This window comes from Gillisella terrae (assembly GCF_004801395.1).
Lineage (GTDB): Bacteria > Pseudomonadota > Alphaproteobacteria > Rhizobiales > Rhizobiaceae > Allorhizobium > Allorhizobium terrae.
In genome coordinates this window covers 126,490-142,760 of the sequence record NZ_SSOA01000010.1, presented here as the reverse complement: position 1 = coordinate 142,760, position 16,271 = coordinate 126,490, and the positions used below count along the sequence as shown (strand labels likewise).

10 protein-coding genes and 2 pseudogenes are annotated in these 16,271 nt (G+C 48.1%); 5 read left to right on the top strand and 7 right to left on the bottom strand.

What is annotated here, in order from left to right; translation table 11 throughout:
- Positions 1 to 416: 416 nt before the first annotated feature.
- On the top strand, positions 417 to 1,490 hold the full coding sequence (locus tag E6C51_RS16580) for a GSCFA domain-containing protein (RefSeq protein ID WP_190236793.1): 1,074 nt from the start codon (positions 417 to 419) through the stop codon (positions 1,488 to 1,490).
- Between the two features lie 14 nt (positions 1,491 to 1,504).
- A complete protein-coding gene (locus E6C51_RS16575) occupies positions 1,505 to 2,398 on the top strand; it encodes a WcbI family polysaccharide biosynthesis putative acetyltransferase (RefSeq protein WP_190236792.1) in 894 nt (297 codons plus the stop codon).
- Positions 2,399 to 2,406: 8 nt separating this feature from the next.
- Here E6C51_RS16575 and E6C51_RS16570 read toward each other — a convergent pair whose 3' ends face one another.
- The 5 genes and pseudogenes from E6C51_RS16570 to E6C51_RS16550 all read right to left on the bottom strand — a co-directional run bounded on the left by E6C51_RS16570 (position 2,407) and on the right by E6C51_RS16550 (position 11,883).
- Entirely contained in the window at positions 2,407 to 3,231 is an 825-nt protein-coding gene (locus E6C51_RS16570; protein ID WP_190236791.1) for a polysaccharide pyruvyl transferase family protein, read from the bottom strand.
- 10 nt (positions 3,232 to 3,241) lie between these two features.
- Positions 3,242 to 5,584 carry a glycosyltransferase gene (locus E6C51_RS16565; protein ID WP_190236790.1) on the bottom strand — a complete coding sequence of 781 codons (2,343 nt, stop codon included), beginning with the start codon at positions 5,582 to 5,584 and terminating at the stop codon, positions 3,242 to 3,244.
- A 162-nt stretch (positions 5,585 to 5,746) separates the two neighbouring features.
- A complete protein-coding gene (locus tag E6C51_RS16560; RefSeq protein ID WP_190236789.1) occupies positions 5,747 to 7,360 on the bottom strand; it encodes a hypothetical protein in 1,614 nt (537 codons plus the stop codon).
- Positions 7,361 to 7,785: 425 nt separating this feature from the next.
- Positions 7,786 to 10,443 carry a glycosyltransferase gene (locus E6C51_RS16555; protein ID WP_190236788.1) on the bottom strand — a complete coding sequence of 886 codons (2,658 nt, stop codon included), beginning with the start codon at positions 10,441 to 10,443 and terminating at the stop codon, positions 7,786 to 7,788.
- Positions 10,444 to 10,783: 340 nt separating this feature from the next.
- A pseudogene (locus tag E6C51_RS16550) lies at positions 10,784 to 11,883 on the bottom strand (IS3 family transposase).
- Positions 11,884 to 12,089: 206 nt separating this feature from the next.
- Here E6C51_RS16550 and E6C51_RS16545 point away from each other — a divergent pair.
- The 3 genes from E6C51_RS16545 to E6C51_RS16540 all read left to right on the top strand — a co-directional run bounded on the left by E6C51_RS16545 (position 12,090) and on the right by E6C51_RS16540 (position 14,916).
- Entirely contained in the window at positions 12,090 to 13,517 is a 1,428-nt protein-coding gene (locus E6C51_RS16545; protein ID WP_190236787.1) for a mannose-1-phosphate guanylyltransferase/mannose-6-phosphate isomerase, read from the top strand.
- A 473-nt stretch (positions 13,518 to 13,990) separates the two neighbouring features.
- The gene (locus E6C51_RS20285) at positions 13,991 to 14,149 is read left to right on the top strand and encodes an Arm DNA-binding domain-containing protein (protein WP_407920826.1); all 159 of its coding nucleotides are present in this window, start codon (positions 13,991 to 13,993) and stop codon (positions 14,147 to 14,149) included.
- A gap of 5 nt (positions 14,150 to 14,154) precedes the next feature.
- The gene (locus E6C51_RS16540) at positions 14,155 to 14,916 is read left to right on the top strand and encodes a tyrosine-type recombinase/integrase (protein ID WP_190236786.1); all 762 of its coding nucleotides are present in this window, start codon (positions 14,155 to 14,157) and stop codon (positions 14,914 to 14,916) included.
- 445 nt (positions 14,917 to 15,361) lie between these two features.
- Here the strand turns inward: E6C51_RS16540 and E6C51_RS20315 are convergent.
- Both E6C51_RS20315 and E6C51_RS16535 read right to left on the bottom strand, forming a co-directional pair.
- Positions 15,362 to 15,469: pseudogene (locus E6C51_RS20315) on the bottom strand (IS6 family transposase); the annotation flags it as partial.
- 10 nt (positions 15,470 to 15,479) lie between these two features.
- Positions 15,480 to 16,217: an SURF1 family protein gene (locus E6C51_RS16535; protein WP_190236785.1), complete on the bottom strand. Its 738-nt coding sequence runs from the start codon at positions 16,215 to 16,217 to the stop codon at positions 15,480 to 15,482.
- Between the last annotated feature and the right edge of the window lie 54 nt (positions 16,218 to 16,271).

Below are 16,271 nucleotides of genomic sequence, written 5' to 3'. Positions count from 1 at the left end.
TAGGCCAGTACCGCCTCAACATCATGTTCTGCCGAACGCCGACCAGTACATTGCCGGGGCGTTCGGCAGAAGCTTGCCTTTTCGCTGTGCCATAACCGGCCCGTCCTTCGCTGAAGCCGTAAACGTCAATAGCCACACGAGGAACAGCATCGGTCTGCGAGGCAATCAAACGCCGCAGCGTATGCCGGACATCTGGGGGCAAGATCAGTAGGGTTGCGCAATCTCCGAGTTGCGACGCTTAGATTTGCAGCGACTTGCATTTTGTCGAAATGCTCCCAGCCCCATGCTGTGGCTGAGATTGATGTGACGGAATTTGATGAATAAATCAATGTGTCGGACATTTAAGGCTTTCGTAATCGTAGCAGGCTTAGTAGTCTTCGAATAATTATGTAATTTCTTGATTGAAGGAACAGCGAATGTCTACCCCGTATGACAAGCTCCCAAATCAGGCGTTTTGGCGCCGTTCCGTTTCAAGTGTCCCAAGTTTTCTTTTGGATCCGGTTCGTAACTCTTCGTTCAAGATATCCAAATCAGACGCCGTGGCGACAGCAGGCAGTTGCTTCGCACAGCATCTATCACGAGCAATTCAAGCGCGAGGGTTCAACTATCTGATCAGCGAGGATGACCTTAGCCTTTCAACTCATGATCGGCATAATCGCAATTTCGGAGTGTATTCCGCGAGATTTGGCAATATTTACAATGTAAAACAACTTCGTCAACTCATTGAGAGAGCTTATGGCCTGGCTGATTATGCTATGCCGTTGTGGCAGCGACCCGACAAGCGTTGGGTTGACCCATTTCGCCCAAACATTGAACCAGATGGTTATGCCGATGAGGAAGCTTTGCTAGCCGACAGGAAAGCGCATCTGCATTCGGTACGAAAAATGTTTGCAGAGTTGGATGTTCTTGTTTTTACGTTGGGGCTTACTGAAGGCTGGGAACACATCGGATCCGGAGCTAGCTTACCCTTGGCACCTGGCGTGGTGGCGAGTGATTGGGATCCGGGATCCTACATGTTTGCAAATTACACGACAGAGCAAATTCTGACCGACTTGCGACAGTTCTTTGATATATTAAAATCAGTGAATGCATCTGCTAGGATGCTGTTGACAGTGTCACCAGTCCCATTAATCGCAACATATTCGCCGTCATCAGTTCTCGCAGCTACTGTTTACAGTAAATCAGTGCTTCGCGTTGTTGCTGAGGAGTTTTCAAATCGCAACAAGGGTGTCGACTATTTCCCTTCTTTCGAAATCATTAATAACCCTGTCGTCGGAAATAGATATTTCGAACCTGATTTTAGAAGTATCCGACCAGAAGGCGTTGCACATGTTATGCGAATATTTTTCAAGCATTACGTCAATGATGGGCCGTTAGAAGTTGAAATCGAAGAAAGCCGTCAGTTGTTGCAAGAAAACTCGAAGGCCCAAAGCACGAACCTCTTCAAAGTTGTGTGCGACGAAGAGTCCATTGAAAACAACGTTCTTTGATAGGTAGAGGCATCATGAAAATCGCGATACTCGGCAATTGTCAAATCGAATCAATAGAAGCGTCGTTGAGAGTTCTAGTTCCAGACGCTCACATTCAATTGTTCCATGTTTGGAATGTAACCACGCAATTCTCAAGAAACCAAAGCCTAATTGAACATTTGCGAAATTTTGACTTGGTGCTCTCACATCGATTTTATGACCTTGTGGGCTTTGACTTCGATGAGTTAAAACAGGAGCTAGATGTTCTGGAGTTCCCCGCATTAAATTTTGCGGCATTTCATCCAGATTGCGTCTATTTGGTTGATGACAAAACACACAAAATTGTGCGTAGTTGCTTGGGAGACTATAACTCGGCCTTGATTGCATTTTGTTTTGCCAATGGCCTGACAAAGGAGCAGTGTCTCTCGGCATTTCGAGAAAGTGTATTTTCACATGTCGGATATTTTTCGATGTGGGATAATTCTGTAATGGCATTGGATGCCGAACTACAGCGATGCGGTCTCAAGGTTGGGAATTACATACCCAAATGGATGGCAGTGAAGCCTTTTATGAATTCTATCAATCATCCCAAAATTTTTGCGATAAATGATATATTGATCGACATGCTAGCAACAAGGCATATAGCCACAAGGCAAATTTCGGGGATTGACGATTACTCTGCTGACCCTCTTATAAACTATGCAAAATGGCCGATCTATCCAGAATTAGCTAGTTATTTTGGGGTACAAGGTGGATATACGTTCAAGAGCGAAACAAAAATGGATGGTCAAAAATACATATTTGGATTGTCTGAATTCATAGAGGATTCTTACACCCGGTATGCGGCACTCGAAGTCGAAAAATTCCGCAACGATATGTTGGCGATCTGGGGGGGGATGAATCTCGCCGACTTAATCCGATCACAGTGAAGACCGGATTACGGCGCAAGATAATCAAGGAATTTTTGATGAAATTTGATATTCGCGCCTCGACATTCCTCAAGCGCTTGGGGATAAGTTCGCGCTTGCTGTGCCATACGCTTCCAGTCTTGAATATCACTTAAAGCAACAGGATGGCGCAGACTGTAAAATTTTGATGAAAATGGAAACGCTACTACGCGTCGTCCCAATAGGGTCGCCCAATATGCACCGTGGAAGCTACTTGTTAAAACCAATTCGGCACTAGCTAGATACTTTATTACATCATGAAAAGAAGTATAGTTGTCTATTACGCGGATGTTTTTTGGCAATATACTCAATGTGTATTCATCGAGATCCGTTTCAATATGTTTAAAAAAAACAACGTCTTCGGTGATTTCATAATATTCATCAAAAGCTGGATCCATGCACGACGGGCAAGGAACCCAGTCATAAATCTGATTGGCATCACGCAGTCCAATCAGGTCGTAATTGAAAGGGATAAGATCCAGATTATATTTCATCTCGCGCCAAGATCCCACCTGATAGTTATTGTGCCCAGCACCCCACGTAACAAATTTTTGGTCAGGCCTCCGCCTCCGATAAGCCTCGTTTAGCGCGGGCTCGAAAAAATCAATCCCAAACAACCCGCCACCACCAATAACGACGCAGTCCGCCGCGTCGAAGCTCGCCTCCCATTGCGCCCGATGATTTGAATTGACAGATTCAAGAATGTCATGCCTCACAATGTCCCAACCAGGAACGTCAAAGAAATTAAACGGCGACGATTTAATGTCGCCAATATTTGATGTATTAGACCGATGAATATTTAAAATGAGGGGCATAATTTACCTATCATAAACCGAATTCCGCCGTGCCTTTAACTTGTCCATAAAACTCCAGATCGTTTGTCTGAAATGCGCGGACGAGATCTTCGCGCCTCGACCGAATTGCATGGCTAGGCGCTTCACGAGTAAAATGCTCCATATATGGCGTTTGGGCCCATTCAGGAACTTCTCGATTGAGAGTCCTAGAAAAAACATCAGAAAACGACACTCTCTCTCCATGAGATCGCTCACTCAGGATTGCAATAATGCGCCAATAAAAATAGTGCTTCGGAGCCATCCACTCCATATACAGCTTCCAGTAGTTCTCGGGAACTGTACCTTCATGCTTTTTTAGCATATTAAAGGAAGCAAACACTTCAATGTTTCGTTCTAGATTTTTACGTGCATTTGCCAAAATGGATCCTGGTCTCTGAACATAATTGTACGTACAGTCACTGACAAAACTTAAGTCTTTTGCACCACAAATCAGTGCGGGAGTGAGCGCGAGGTCCTCAAACCAGCCGAGCGAGTAGCGCGCATTTGGATTCTGTGTAAACGTTTCAGTCCGATACATTTTATTCCACGCATAGCATTCGTAGTTTGAGATAAGTGCGTGTATCACGGGATCTTCTTCACCCCAGAATTTGTCAAGTTCTCGCGTTTCAGTAAGGCGACCGTCTGGCATAGTCAGCCGGAAGTTGCATATCGCCATGTCGTGTCCTTGGCGAAACTTCGCTTCAAGCTTTTCGAGATGTACTGTTTCAAGAAAGTCATCACTGTCAATAAAAGTAACAAGGTCAGAGTCTAGATAGGGGATTGCAAAATTTCGAGCATCTCCCAGCCCGCCATTCTCTTTGCGATAATAGCGGAAACGGGAATCGGCCTTTGACATTGCCTGAGCTATCAGGCCACTATTATCAGTCGATCCATCATCAATCATCAGGACTTCAAAATTTAAATACGTCTGCATTTGAAGGGATTTTAAACAACGAACGAGATACTTTTCAACATTGTACATCGGGAGGACAATATCAATTTTATGCTCTTGGCGCTGTATGGAATTGTACACGGCAGCCGTGACAGTGTGTTTTTCTTTTATTTCAAATGTTCCCTCAACACCTTTGTTAAGTGGCTTAAGGTGCCATTGTGAAATGACTTTTAAGGGACTGGCTTTGGCTGCCTCGCTAAGGATCTTGTTTTTCGAGCTCAAGCTTCCGCCCAGTAAGCGATTTTTAAAGCTCCTAAAAGTCTCTAGTTCTGAAACTTCGCCTAATGACGGGAATGCCTTTTCGGCGTTTGCTAGAAAGTAGTATGCCCATTGCTGGCGGGCTGGCATGATAAGGCGAAGTCGGCGTTGATATTTAGAATCGTATTGCTGTTCCCACTCACGTGCAATGTCAACTAGCGAATCCTTATAGGAATTGTGGGAGGGATCCGTCCAACCACCATAGTACATATGTTCTGCTATGCACTGACCATCGCCGAAACTGGTGGTGAAGAATTTTTCACTTTCAATCAGATTGTTACCAGCCAGGATCTGACGACTGCCGTCCAGCCGCATACCCAATTCTGTCGCGAACAGCCAAGTGACGATGACAGGCATCGGCGTGAGGTCAAGATTCTGCCCTAGGACAAGCTTGCGCCCTCTGTAAATGTCGAGAAGTCGGCCGATAAGCGGATTTCTTGGCTTGGACATCAAAAAATGCGGCCCAATAGCAAAGTGATTTTCCCAGCAAAAGACACTGTCAAAATCAAGGTAGCCATCCACACGCTTATAGAATGCGACATCGCCGTCCGCATAAATACCACCGAATTCGTATAGCGCTTTCAGTCGGATATAATCCGTCGCGAATGCCCACTTTTTCTGCGCAATAGCTTCGTGAAGGAAACCACAGTCATCGTCTTTTATCGAGTCCAGCGACCACTTTCTTATTTCAAAATCTGGATGTGTCTTGGCAAAACTTTCGAAACCCAACCGAAGCGGTGTTGGAACAGAATCTCCACTCAGCCAGACGCTGTGGAATATTCTCGGAATCGAAGAACCTGTCTTTATCGGCTCAGGCCGGGGCATATTTCCGTAAAGTTTACCCGTAGACGAATGGTTAACGCGAGCATAGTGAACGAGCGGATTTTCGCCTGTCACTCTGATCTCTGGAAAATCGTTCTTATAACGTTCTGTTGAAAAACGTTTGCTTGGGTCTCGTCCCTCCTTTGCGCCATACTGTAGATAATGCAAAGCAGGATCTACACCAGCTTTTTTTACATCATGATTTGTATCAATATACCAATCATGATCAAAAAAAGCACTAGATCGCACTATTTTTAATTTTCCATTTGTCGTTTTCGGGAAAACCATTAATCCTGCATCCATCAATATTTACTATTACTGTTATTGGAAACTAGTTCGACATAGCCTCAGAAGACATCCGGCTCATTTGAAGCATGGCACGTCTTAGTTCTATTGCCGCTAGATTGGATCACCGCTGGCATCATATTCCATATCAACATTCTCAAATCTTGAGCTACAGGCCAGTTAAGCGGCAGTCAACCGCCAAATCTTTTGTACACCATCTATTAACCGGCCATCCCCTGCGTGCCACCCCGTCCTCTTGAACATATCCAAGAGACTCTCTTCTGTCAGGTCGTTTACCCAAGCGTGCTCACGACGACCAACATCATTTTTGCCATAGGGTGCAATACAATAGCTCAGCACTAATACGTCGTACTGGAGCCGCACATTGGAAAGCAGGCTTTCAGGATCGAACAAATATTCAATCACCCCTAAAAAAGCCGCTGCGGTTGCACCTGTTATCGGCGGTACTTCCTTATTTAGGTCACAGACCAGGGTTTCGTCATTGCGTGCGACGACATCAATCGGAATATAGCGTTGATCTGGGCGTAGATGGCGACGTAGGTTCATTGTAGCACACCCGAAATCTGCAATCGACATCTGGTCCTCCAGGTAACCTGCAGCTATAGCAGCCCGAGCGTCCCAATGCATTGCCTCATCAGTGTCGATTGCCGCCCATCGCTCCACCAAAGTCCTTCTTTCGTTGATGGCTTTCTCTGTCAGCGCAAGACGCTCTTCTGGAGAGCGGCTATAAAACGGCTTAAGTTTAGTTTCCCAAACTGCAAGATCCAATCCCTGTGGAGGAAGACTTTCCCTTAGAAAATTTGGACGCCAGGTGGGCTCTGAAATGGGCGACACATCAATGCCTACGGAACGAAATAACGGTCCCCAAAAACGAGGGGACAATGCGTGCTGTAAAACGTCGACACCTGAGAAAGCCCAGTTTTGCACATCGGGGCTAATAATCGTGGACCTGCGCCCGAAAGCCGCAGCTTCTCGACCGACGGAGGATGAAAGAGTGACCACTTCGACAGAGGCGCATGATAGAAGCGCGTAAGTGTTGAGGTTGGTGGTTACTCCCCCGGCCGAAATAAGCGCATTAACTACATCGCTTGATGTGTTCCACGGATGATCCTTGATCAATATTGGTCTACCGCCCCTCAGGGAGTCGATGATATCTAGTACGTCCTTTTCTGTCCGGAAACCGCCATTGTGAATCAAAGTTCGATCTCTAGGAGTCTGGGCAAAGAAGACTATCGTCGGGACGTTGATATCTGCAGGACCATACCAAGAACTGACATGGCCAGCAAATTCTGAAATCTCTTTCTCCGTGAGAAGGAGATGGTTTACGTCATCAATATTAAAATGATTAGAAAATTTTACGTGAAACGCCCAATCAGGCATGAAGCGCAATGGAGATATACTGATATCAATCCAAGGCACATCTGCACGATCCAAAGCATCCTCAAGAACCGGGGGCATTTCAATCGTCACAATCAGCGCGTCGGCATAATGCCGCCTGATCAGATCCACCACATCTAAAGAGGCTTTGTCCCAAAAGATTTTGGCCCAGTTGTCTAGGGTCGGTTCGGTTAGTCCGCTCTGTATAGCCAGTGCTTCGGAGACTGATTGTCCAATCAAGGGGATTATGATTTCTTGCGGCAACGAGGTAAGTTGCGTAAATAAGCCTCCGACTCGATCACACAACCATTTGACAACATTCAATTGATCCGTGCCGCCATTCGCCGACCGAAAAAAATCACCGGTGAAGACGATTCGCGAAATATTCTTTGACATTATCGTATCATTTCCATTTTGATCAATTCTCATCAAGACTTTAAATGGCGATTGCCAATATGTCTCTCTAGCGCAACGTTCATGCTAATATTATTATTTCTCTGTCAAGATAAAGTTATCACGGTGTTTAATCAAGGCAAGAGGGTCGACGATGACAATATTATATGCCGCCGTTACTTTACATTTCGCGCCAAATGAGGCGGCTTTTATATCAGGCTTGTTGCGGCGGTCTTGTGTTTTGTGATATCCGGCTGTGGTTTCTGATCGCAGGAATTTTTTAATACCGCATAAGTATAATGAAAGATAACGATAAAAGATACCCAAGCATAAACTTAAGTTGGAAAATCTCCAGCGAATGATGAGAGCCTGAACTGATGAAGAGGATGTCGGCCGGAGGGGCCATTCTTCCCTTCGGCTTAGTCGTTTTAAAATAGTAGAAACCTAACATTACTACTATCGGGTACGATAAATGTCAGCTTTTGCTCCTGCGACTGTATCTTGAATATAGCGTTTGAGGAAGTAACCCGATCCGGCTGCCGGAGATCCTCACCCTCAGATTTGTGGAAAATAAAACGCGGCTCAGGGCTTTCTATAGAGATATAGGATATACGCCCTTCAATTTCCCTCAGTTCAACCGTTGCTTCAATACAGGGTACATATGTGTCCACGTTGCCTTGAATTTTTTTATTCCTCGTCACTAAGCCTATAGATAGTCCATCTATATTTCCGATGCGGAGGTCTCGCATGAAGAAATTTTGCAGGCTGGATTTTGTCGACATTTCAGTGGTCACTAGTGTCAGAAATCCCAAACTGCAATCGTGGCGAATTTGAAAATGATCGCGAACATCCGGCCGGATAACCCTGAGATTGAAAATGGGGCGATGGCTCCTTCCGTTGATGGTTATTCTTGAGAACGTGACCGGACGACCTTTGCCACGAAACGCCCAACCAATGAGAGCAAATAGCTTGTCTGGAGGTCCGTAAAAAGGCTCAAGGATTTGCCCGCAGGACCGGATCGCAACTCTTGATGCTCCTTCTAATTGCACGCGGCGCACGAAATCTGCCTGCTTATAGGGCTTAAATGCCGATAGTTCTACCGATTCTGCGGTGCGTCCGAGGATATAGGCAAGATCGCAAAAATCCTCTCGCGCGGAGTCAGATAACGGATCGCTGGACATCAGCTTCAAATGAATATCCCCACCGGGCAATCGTTCAAGAAAACGTTTCGTCTGACGTTCTGCTTCTTCGAGCATCGTATTTCTGTAAGCAAGACGGAGAACATCCGCATTTAATGGAGGGGCTTCAGCATCAACCATTCTGAAGATCCGTTCATAGTTTTGCAATATCGAACTTGTTGACAGCATCCCCTGTCTGCTGACACGATATGTATAAAGCGGCTCCGGCACCACGCCAATGGAAAAGCCCCGCAAAAAAGCCTTGAGGAAAAGTTCCCAATCCTCAAGTCCAATGCCGTAGAGCGCTGAAAAACCACCTAATGCTTGGAATGTTGATCGTTTGAAGAAGGCATTTGCATCCCCGAACCTATTTTCCAAGAACGAAAATACCCCCCCGACGCCTACAGGATAATATTCAATCTTGTTTGTGTGTTCAATCCCTCGGTAATGATCATCTGCATGATCGATCCACGCCATGCATGTTAGGATATCAAATCCGGAATGGATTGCCGCATTCAAAAAAACTTCAACCTCGGTCGGCACGGACAGATTGTCATCATCATGAAAGAGGATGTAATCCCCTTTTGCATGCGCTGCAGCTGTGTTTCTCGCTGCGCCAAGATACCTGTTGTCCGACCATACTACGGTAACTGGAAAGCGCGTGGGTTGATTCTCGAGCATTTTGAGAAGCGCGATTGCATCGACATTGCGGCTTCCGTCGTCAACTATGATAATCTCGATGTTATCGTAAGTCTGCTTCATGAGCGCATCAATAGCCTGCCGCAGCAAGGCCGGTCTCTCATGGTGCGTTACACAAACAGAAACAAGTGGCATGTCTGCCGATTGCTCATGATGTATCTCTTTCTTGCGCAGATTGGCGATCCAGCCATACCATTGCGCTATGGTTTCGCTTGGACTGATGTTTGATCTTATCTGTGGAACGCCTTCATTCAGGCAACGCTCAATTGCCCTTGCAAGATTTATGGGCGTCGGTCCTGAAAAACAAATACTGTGATCCTGTGGGGCAACCAGTCGCGCTGCCTCTGCTCCGTCTGTAGTAAGAAAGGGTAGGCCCAGCTTGAAACAATGAGCAATACTAAAAAAGGGACTTGCTAGTGACGGTGGCACGAAACATAGTGCGTTTGGCTTTGAGGTTAGCAACGACGCCAATTGGTCGGGAGTATCGACATTCAAGAACCGAATATGTCCACGATAGTCCGAAAGTCTTCTCAGTACGAACGCACCGGTAAACTCGAATCTCCATCGGGAAAATTCGCCAATGATTGTGATGTCAGGATTAATATTGTTAGAAAGACGCGTAATGGCGTCAATAAAAAATGGTAGTCCTTCCTGGAGATCGTGCGATCCAATGAAAACAAGTTCATTGATGTCACGTCCCAAAATACTTCGCGTTACAAAAGAGGCTTTCACTAATTCTGCCTCGGAATCGCCGCCCAACAGCGGCACGTGAAGATTCAGCGTCGGAAGCCTGATACCAAGCGTCTGATAGTGACTTAGTAGAGTAACATTGGTTACCACCACTTCGTCAGACAATTCAATCTGCGTTCGCTCGATCGCTTCACACTCGAGTTGGCTTATGTCTGGTGGATAGTTTGTGTCTTTGCGCACCGAAAGCGAGCTGCCATTAAGATGTGTGACGATAGTTGCAGACATTAATCCCTGCCTGCGCGCCATTGTGCAATAAAACCCAGCCCCCCCACGGTCATGAAAGTGAAGGCAATCATATTGTTTGTGTGAGACCGCACGGTAGATACAATAGGCTTCCGAGATGGCATCCACCGGTGCGTAGAGTTCTTTATCAGTATTTACTAAATTTTTTAATAAGTAAAAATATGGAAATTTCTCAATATTGGATGATTGTTCTATATTTAATTTATCAATTGTCATGTCGGTGATTATAATATCAACCTCATACCCCTTAGAGATAAGTATATTTGCTAAGAATTTTGATGAGGACCATTCAAAATTTAATCCATTTATTCCAGGGTATTTCTTTGTTATGATGCAATGTTTATACAATTATAAAATCTCCCTTGTTGATGAGCGCAGCAAATAGGTAATAAAAAATTTCAAAAAATATACTCTTAAAAATGGAAATAAAGATTTTATCGGACCGAAACGCCCAAGTGAAGAGGCAAACGCGACTGCAGTTTCAATGCGGGGCATGAATTTTGAGGTACTCCCCAATTTTGGTCCAGAGAGAACTAGAATTTTCCGGGGTTAAGGCTCAGTTCGGCGTGAGTGCCGATGAGCCGTTCATGAGCGAAATCGGCACCTTGTTGCCGATCGCGCTGTGTGGCCGGAACTCGTTATAGTCTCTACGCCAATCCTCCATCTTTGAGCGGGCGTCGTCAAGGCTCATGAACCAGTGGGTATTCAAGCATTCGGCCCGGAATTTCTCATTGAAGCTTTCGATATAACTGTTGTCGGTTGGTTTGCCTGGCCGGGAGAAATCGAGTGTGACGCCCTTTTGGTAAGCCCACAGATCGAGGTCGCGAGAGATGAATTCACTGCCGTTATCAACACGGATCGTGGCCGGATAGCCGACTTGCCGACACACGCGCTCAAGTGTGAGGACAACGTCTTCGCCTTTGTAGCTGAAGCGCGCATCAACCGCCGGTGAGAAGCGCGAGAAGGTATCAATCACGGTCAGAACCCTGATCTTGCGGTCTGTGGCCAACTGGTCATGAGCGAAATCCATAGCCCAGACATGGTTGGAATGTGCTGGCTCGGCGCGGTCAGCCCGCAGCTTCGCCTTGACGCGTCTCTTCGGAACCTTGTTGCGAATCTGGAGGCCCATCTCCTTGTAAAGGCGATAGATTCTCTTTGGGTTTACGGGCCACCCGTCACGCCTGATCAGGACATGCACACGACGATAGCCATAGCGCACTCGCGTCTGACAGATATCCTTGATCTTCAGCTTCAGTTCGGCCTGATCGCCGCGCCTGGACTTGTAGACGTAAAGGGACCGGTCAACTTTCAAAACGGCGCACGCACGCCGGATCGAGACCTTCTAGTCCGTTTTGATTGTGTCGACAAGCTGACGTTTGCGAGCAGGCCTCAGAGCTTTTTTGACAACACGTCCTGAAGCATAGCCTTGTCGAGCGAAAGGTCGGCAACGATCCGCTTCAGCTTGGCGTTCTCCTCTTCAAGTTGGCGCAGGCGCTTCATCTCAGAGGGCATCAGGCCCGCATATTTTTTACGCCAGTTGTAAAACGTCGCGTCAGATATTCCAGCCTTGCGGCAAACATCGCCAACCGGTGTTCCATCCGCTGCCTGCTTCAACACAAATGCAATCTGCGCTTCCGTAAACTTCGAGGCTTTCATCGAATTCTCCTCTTCTTCCCTGCAGGGATCATAAGTGGAAAATTCCAGTTCTAAATGGCCTAATTTATTGGGGGCACGTCACTCTAATTTTAAATATCGTCGCATAACGTTTTGGACATGCAGAAATTTCTCGCACCAATCTTCGCCCTGCGTTAGAGCAAACTACGAGAGACCATTTTATGGGCCTTAAATCAGAAGGATTGAACATGACTGATAAAATCGTCCCCGTGATCATGGCTGGCGGAAAAGGCACCCGGCTATGGCCTTTGTCGCGCGCAAGCGCCGCCAAGCAGTTTTTGAAAATGATTGGTGACGAAACACTTTTTCAGTCGACCTTAAATCGCGTTCGCGATGATGCCATGTATGAAGCACCGATCATTGTGACCAATGAGGAGTTTCGCTTTCGGGTGGCCGAACAGGCACGCGAACAAGGCGTCGCCCTGTCCGGCATCGTGTTGGAGCCCATGGCGCGCAATACGGCGGCAGCCGTTGCCGTTGCAGCGCGTGTGGCGGCCGATCGTTTTGGCGACGATGCCCTGCTCTTGCTTCTGCCGTCCGATCACGCCATCACCGTAGACGACATCTACACTGGCTCGATCGCGAGAGCGGCAACGGCGGCAAAAACCGGCAAGCTGGTGACATTTGGCATTCATCCAACCGAGCCCGCCACCGGTTACGGCTATATCGAGCTTGGTGATGATCTGGAAAACGGCGTCTATATTGTCCAGCGCTTCATTGAAAAGCCCGATGGGACCAAGGCCAGAACATTGCTGGAAGCGGGCAATTTCTATTGGAATTCCGGCATGTTCCTATTTTCAGCGAGCGGCATTATCACCGAGTTGGAAGCCTTTGCGCCCAGCGTCATGGCGGCGGCAACCGAAGCAGTGGCCAAATCCAGCAAGGACTTTGATTTTCTTCGGCTCGACGCCAAAGCCTTTGCCGAGGCGCCGTCGATCTCGATTGATTATGCGGTGATGGAAAAGACCAAAAAGGCTGCCGTGGTGCCCGCCGCCTTCACCTGGTCAGACATGGGCAGTTGGGATGCCGTTTGGAAAACCGGCAATGCCGATTCCGATGGCAATGTTGTGCAAGGCAATGTCACCGTTCACAACACCAGGAATTCTCTGGTGATTTCGCGCAATAGCCATATGGCCGTGCAGGGCATGGATGGTGTAGCGGTTATTGCCAGCGAAGACGCGGTTTTTGTCGGGCGACTGGACAATGCCCAGGATGTCGGCAATCTGGTTAAGATTCTGGCCGCCAGTGAGACAACCGCACGCCTGACGGAAACGCATCCGACCTCCCTTCGTCCATGGGGCGGCTATACCTCCATCCTCAGCGGGGATCGTTTTCAGGTCAAGCGTCTGTTTGTGCATCCCGGCAAGAAACTGTCCTTGCAAAAACATCACCACCGCGCCGAACATTGGATTTGTGTCAAGGGGGCTGCCGAAGTCACTATTGATGACACGGTGACAATCTTGCATGAAAGCCAGTCGATTTACATTCCGCAAGGCTCGGTGCATCGGCTGGGCAATCCGGGCAAGATTCTGCTGGAGATGATTGAGGTGCAGACCGGATCCTACCTTGGCGAAGACGACATTGTGCGTCTGGTCGACGAGTTCGGCAGAACCTGATCTGAGTATATGGCCTGAGTGAACAAAACCGCCGCAACCCGATGGTTTCTTAGAATAGTCTTTTTATTGTTTGCCAGGTCATATTTACACGCCTGCTCCCTGCGAAGGATCGATGCCGGTCCGTTCTAATATTTGCGGGGTATTTCAGGGGTATTGTTCATTTTATGGATGAAGTATTTTAATAAAACCGCACTATAAAAAACATAATTGACCGGCACCTCTTCCGCCATTTTTCGATTTTCCACTGTTTTCCAATGTACGTTAAGCCTTGAAAACCGTTTTTTCGAGTTTCTAAGATACTCCGTTGTTTTCAAATTTACCCACATAGCCCGCAGATTACGGGTATGGTCCGAAACAATGGGGGGATCGATAAGATGCGATGAACGCTGACAGACGCACCAATCAAGAAAGCGCACGTGGCTGAGAAAGCGTAAAAGATCTCTGACAGCGGCGGGTTTGATTTGCAGGTTGCAGTGTCAGGGTCGAAATTATGGCGCTCGAGGTATCGGGTTGACGGAAAAGAAAAGCTGCTGGCGCTTGGGGCATATCCCCATATTGCCTGGCGGATGCGAGAGCGGCGCGCGATAAAGCCAAGGCCGAGCTACGAGAGGGTAGAGACCCCTCTGTCCTGAAAAAGATGAACAAATTTGCCAGCAAACTGGCAGCGCTTAATACCTTCGAGCAGTTGGCGCGCGAATGGTATGATCTGCAAAAATCGCAGTGGGTTGAGCGTCACGCTTCCGATGTTATCGAAAGCTTGGAAAAAGAGGTCTTCCCGCATATCGGCGCGCGGCCAATCAACGATTTGCAGCCAACCGACATTCTGCCGGTGCTGCGATTGATTGAACGCCGGGGTGCAATCGAGACAGCGCGGCGCGTGCGTCAGCGCATGTCTGCTGTTTTCGTTTATGGTATCGCCACAGGTCGCGCCAAAGACGATCCAGCTGCGACGGTACAAAAGGCGATGGCTCCCTTGATCAAGGGCAGGCAGCCCGCTGTTGTTGATCTGGAGGAGGCGAGGGAGATGCTACTGGCAGCCATAGCCACGCCAAGTCACCCAGTGACAAGACTTGCGCTGCGTATCCTTGCTCTGACAGCGGTGCGGCCAGGCACATTGATTGCCACTCAATGGTCGGAATGGGACGAGGAAAGCCTCACTCAGGGTATTTGGCAAATCCCAGCGGAGCGGATGAAGCTTCGCCTTCAATACAAGAACGATCAAAGCCGGGATCACCTTGTTCCTCTGGCGCGCCAGACCATTGAGGCGATACAGACACTCCAACGGCTGACAGGTCGCGGACCCCTGACTTTGCCCCAAAACGCACAATCGCCATCACCGTCCGATACGCCACGGTCTGAACCCAGAACACATGTGCTTGGCGGGGAGGTCGTTGGTTAAACCTCTCCTTTTCTCTGGGGAATGAGGATGGTGATAGAATGCATAAACGGGCCGACGACGCAGAAAGGTGGAGACCATGCCTGTAGTTTTCTCCGGGATGGGCACGGGGCTTTGTGACTGAGGTCGTTGACCTACGACACATTCATGTCCCGTTCTCGGTTGAGCACTATCGCCAGATCACGGAAGAAGTTGTTGCCAAGGCCGAAACGATGATGTTCTCCGAGTATTATGTATCAGACCTCACAGCCAAGCTGGAGCCCAGACACTCGGCCCCGTTGAAAGCGCAAACTTTCAACTCAAACAGATCACAGATGACCATGCCAATGCCTTGCAAAAGGCGAAGGACGTCGCAAGCCTGGTAATAGGAGGGTTTTAAGCAAAGTACACGCTGAGGTGTCGTCACATTAAGATTATCAGGCCGGAAAAGATTCCATGTTCCGGGGTTTTAGGTGATATGGGATGGCATTTTCCACGCATCGGACGCTTCTAGGCGGCGATAACGAATTGTTTGTGCTGCGCGGCTGCGGGACGGAACTGAAAAGCAATTGCGGGTATGTCAGGTTTTATGACTTCGGGGAATGGCGAAGCAAATACCAGAGAAAAGCCAAGGTCATAAAGGCCATGGCAAACCACGTTATGGCATATTGAAGATGGCTGTTGGGGAATTTCACCTGAGTGAGGCCGCCGACTGGTAACGTGTCACCCCTGTCGGATTTGTCCGCATCAATGAAATAGGGCGCGACATTGCTCAGGTTCCGTTTGGCGGCAATGGCTGCGACGTCGCGGGAGTACCATCTGTCGTCTTGTGGCACATTGGAGCGTAAAAGGGTGCCCTTTGGTTCAGACAGACGCAGCAGGCCTGTGACCGTCACAGTACCTTTAATCTGGCCGTCGAGACGGGTCGAGGGGGATTTCTTGTCCAAAGGGACAAAACCGCGATTGATCAAGATGGTTTCGCCGCCATCAGGTGTGGTCAATGGGGTCAAAACCCAGTAGCCCGCACCAAGCGCAGTCGAGGCGTAGACGTATGTTTCTTTTGAATTGTCAAATTCACCGGTGATCTGGATATGCTTGTATTCGTCGTCTTGCTGGTTGATCTTTTGCCATTGAGTCGGCGCAGGAGCCTGCACGGGCGCGGCGTGGACGCGGGAGTCGACGCGCGCGATGAGATCACGCTTCCATCCAAGACGCTCAATCTGCCAGATGCCCAATGCTACGAATGCTGCGCAAGCCAAGAGCAAAAAAGCAGAAAGAAAAGCTTTGCGAGCAACGCTTTGTCGAGGGGCGGGGGCAGTGGACATTTTAAAATCCTGAAAAGGGTCGGGCGGCTTTTAGGCCGCCCGAGGATAAAGCCT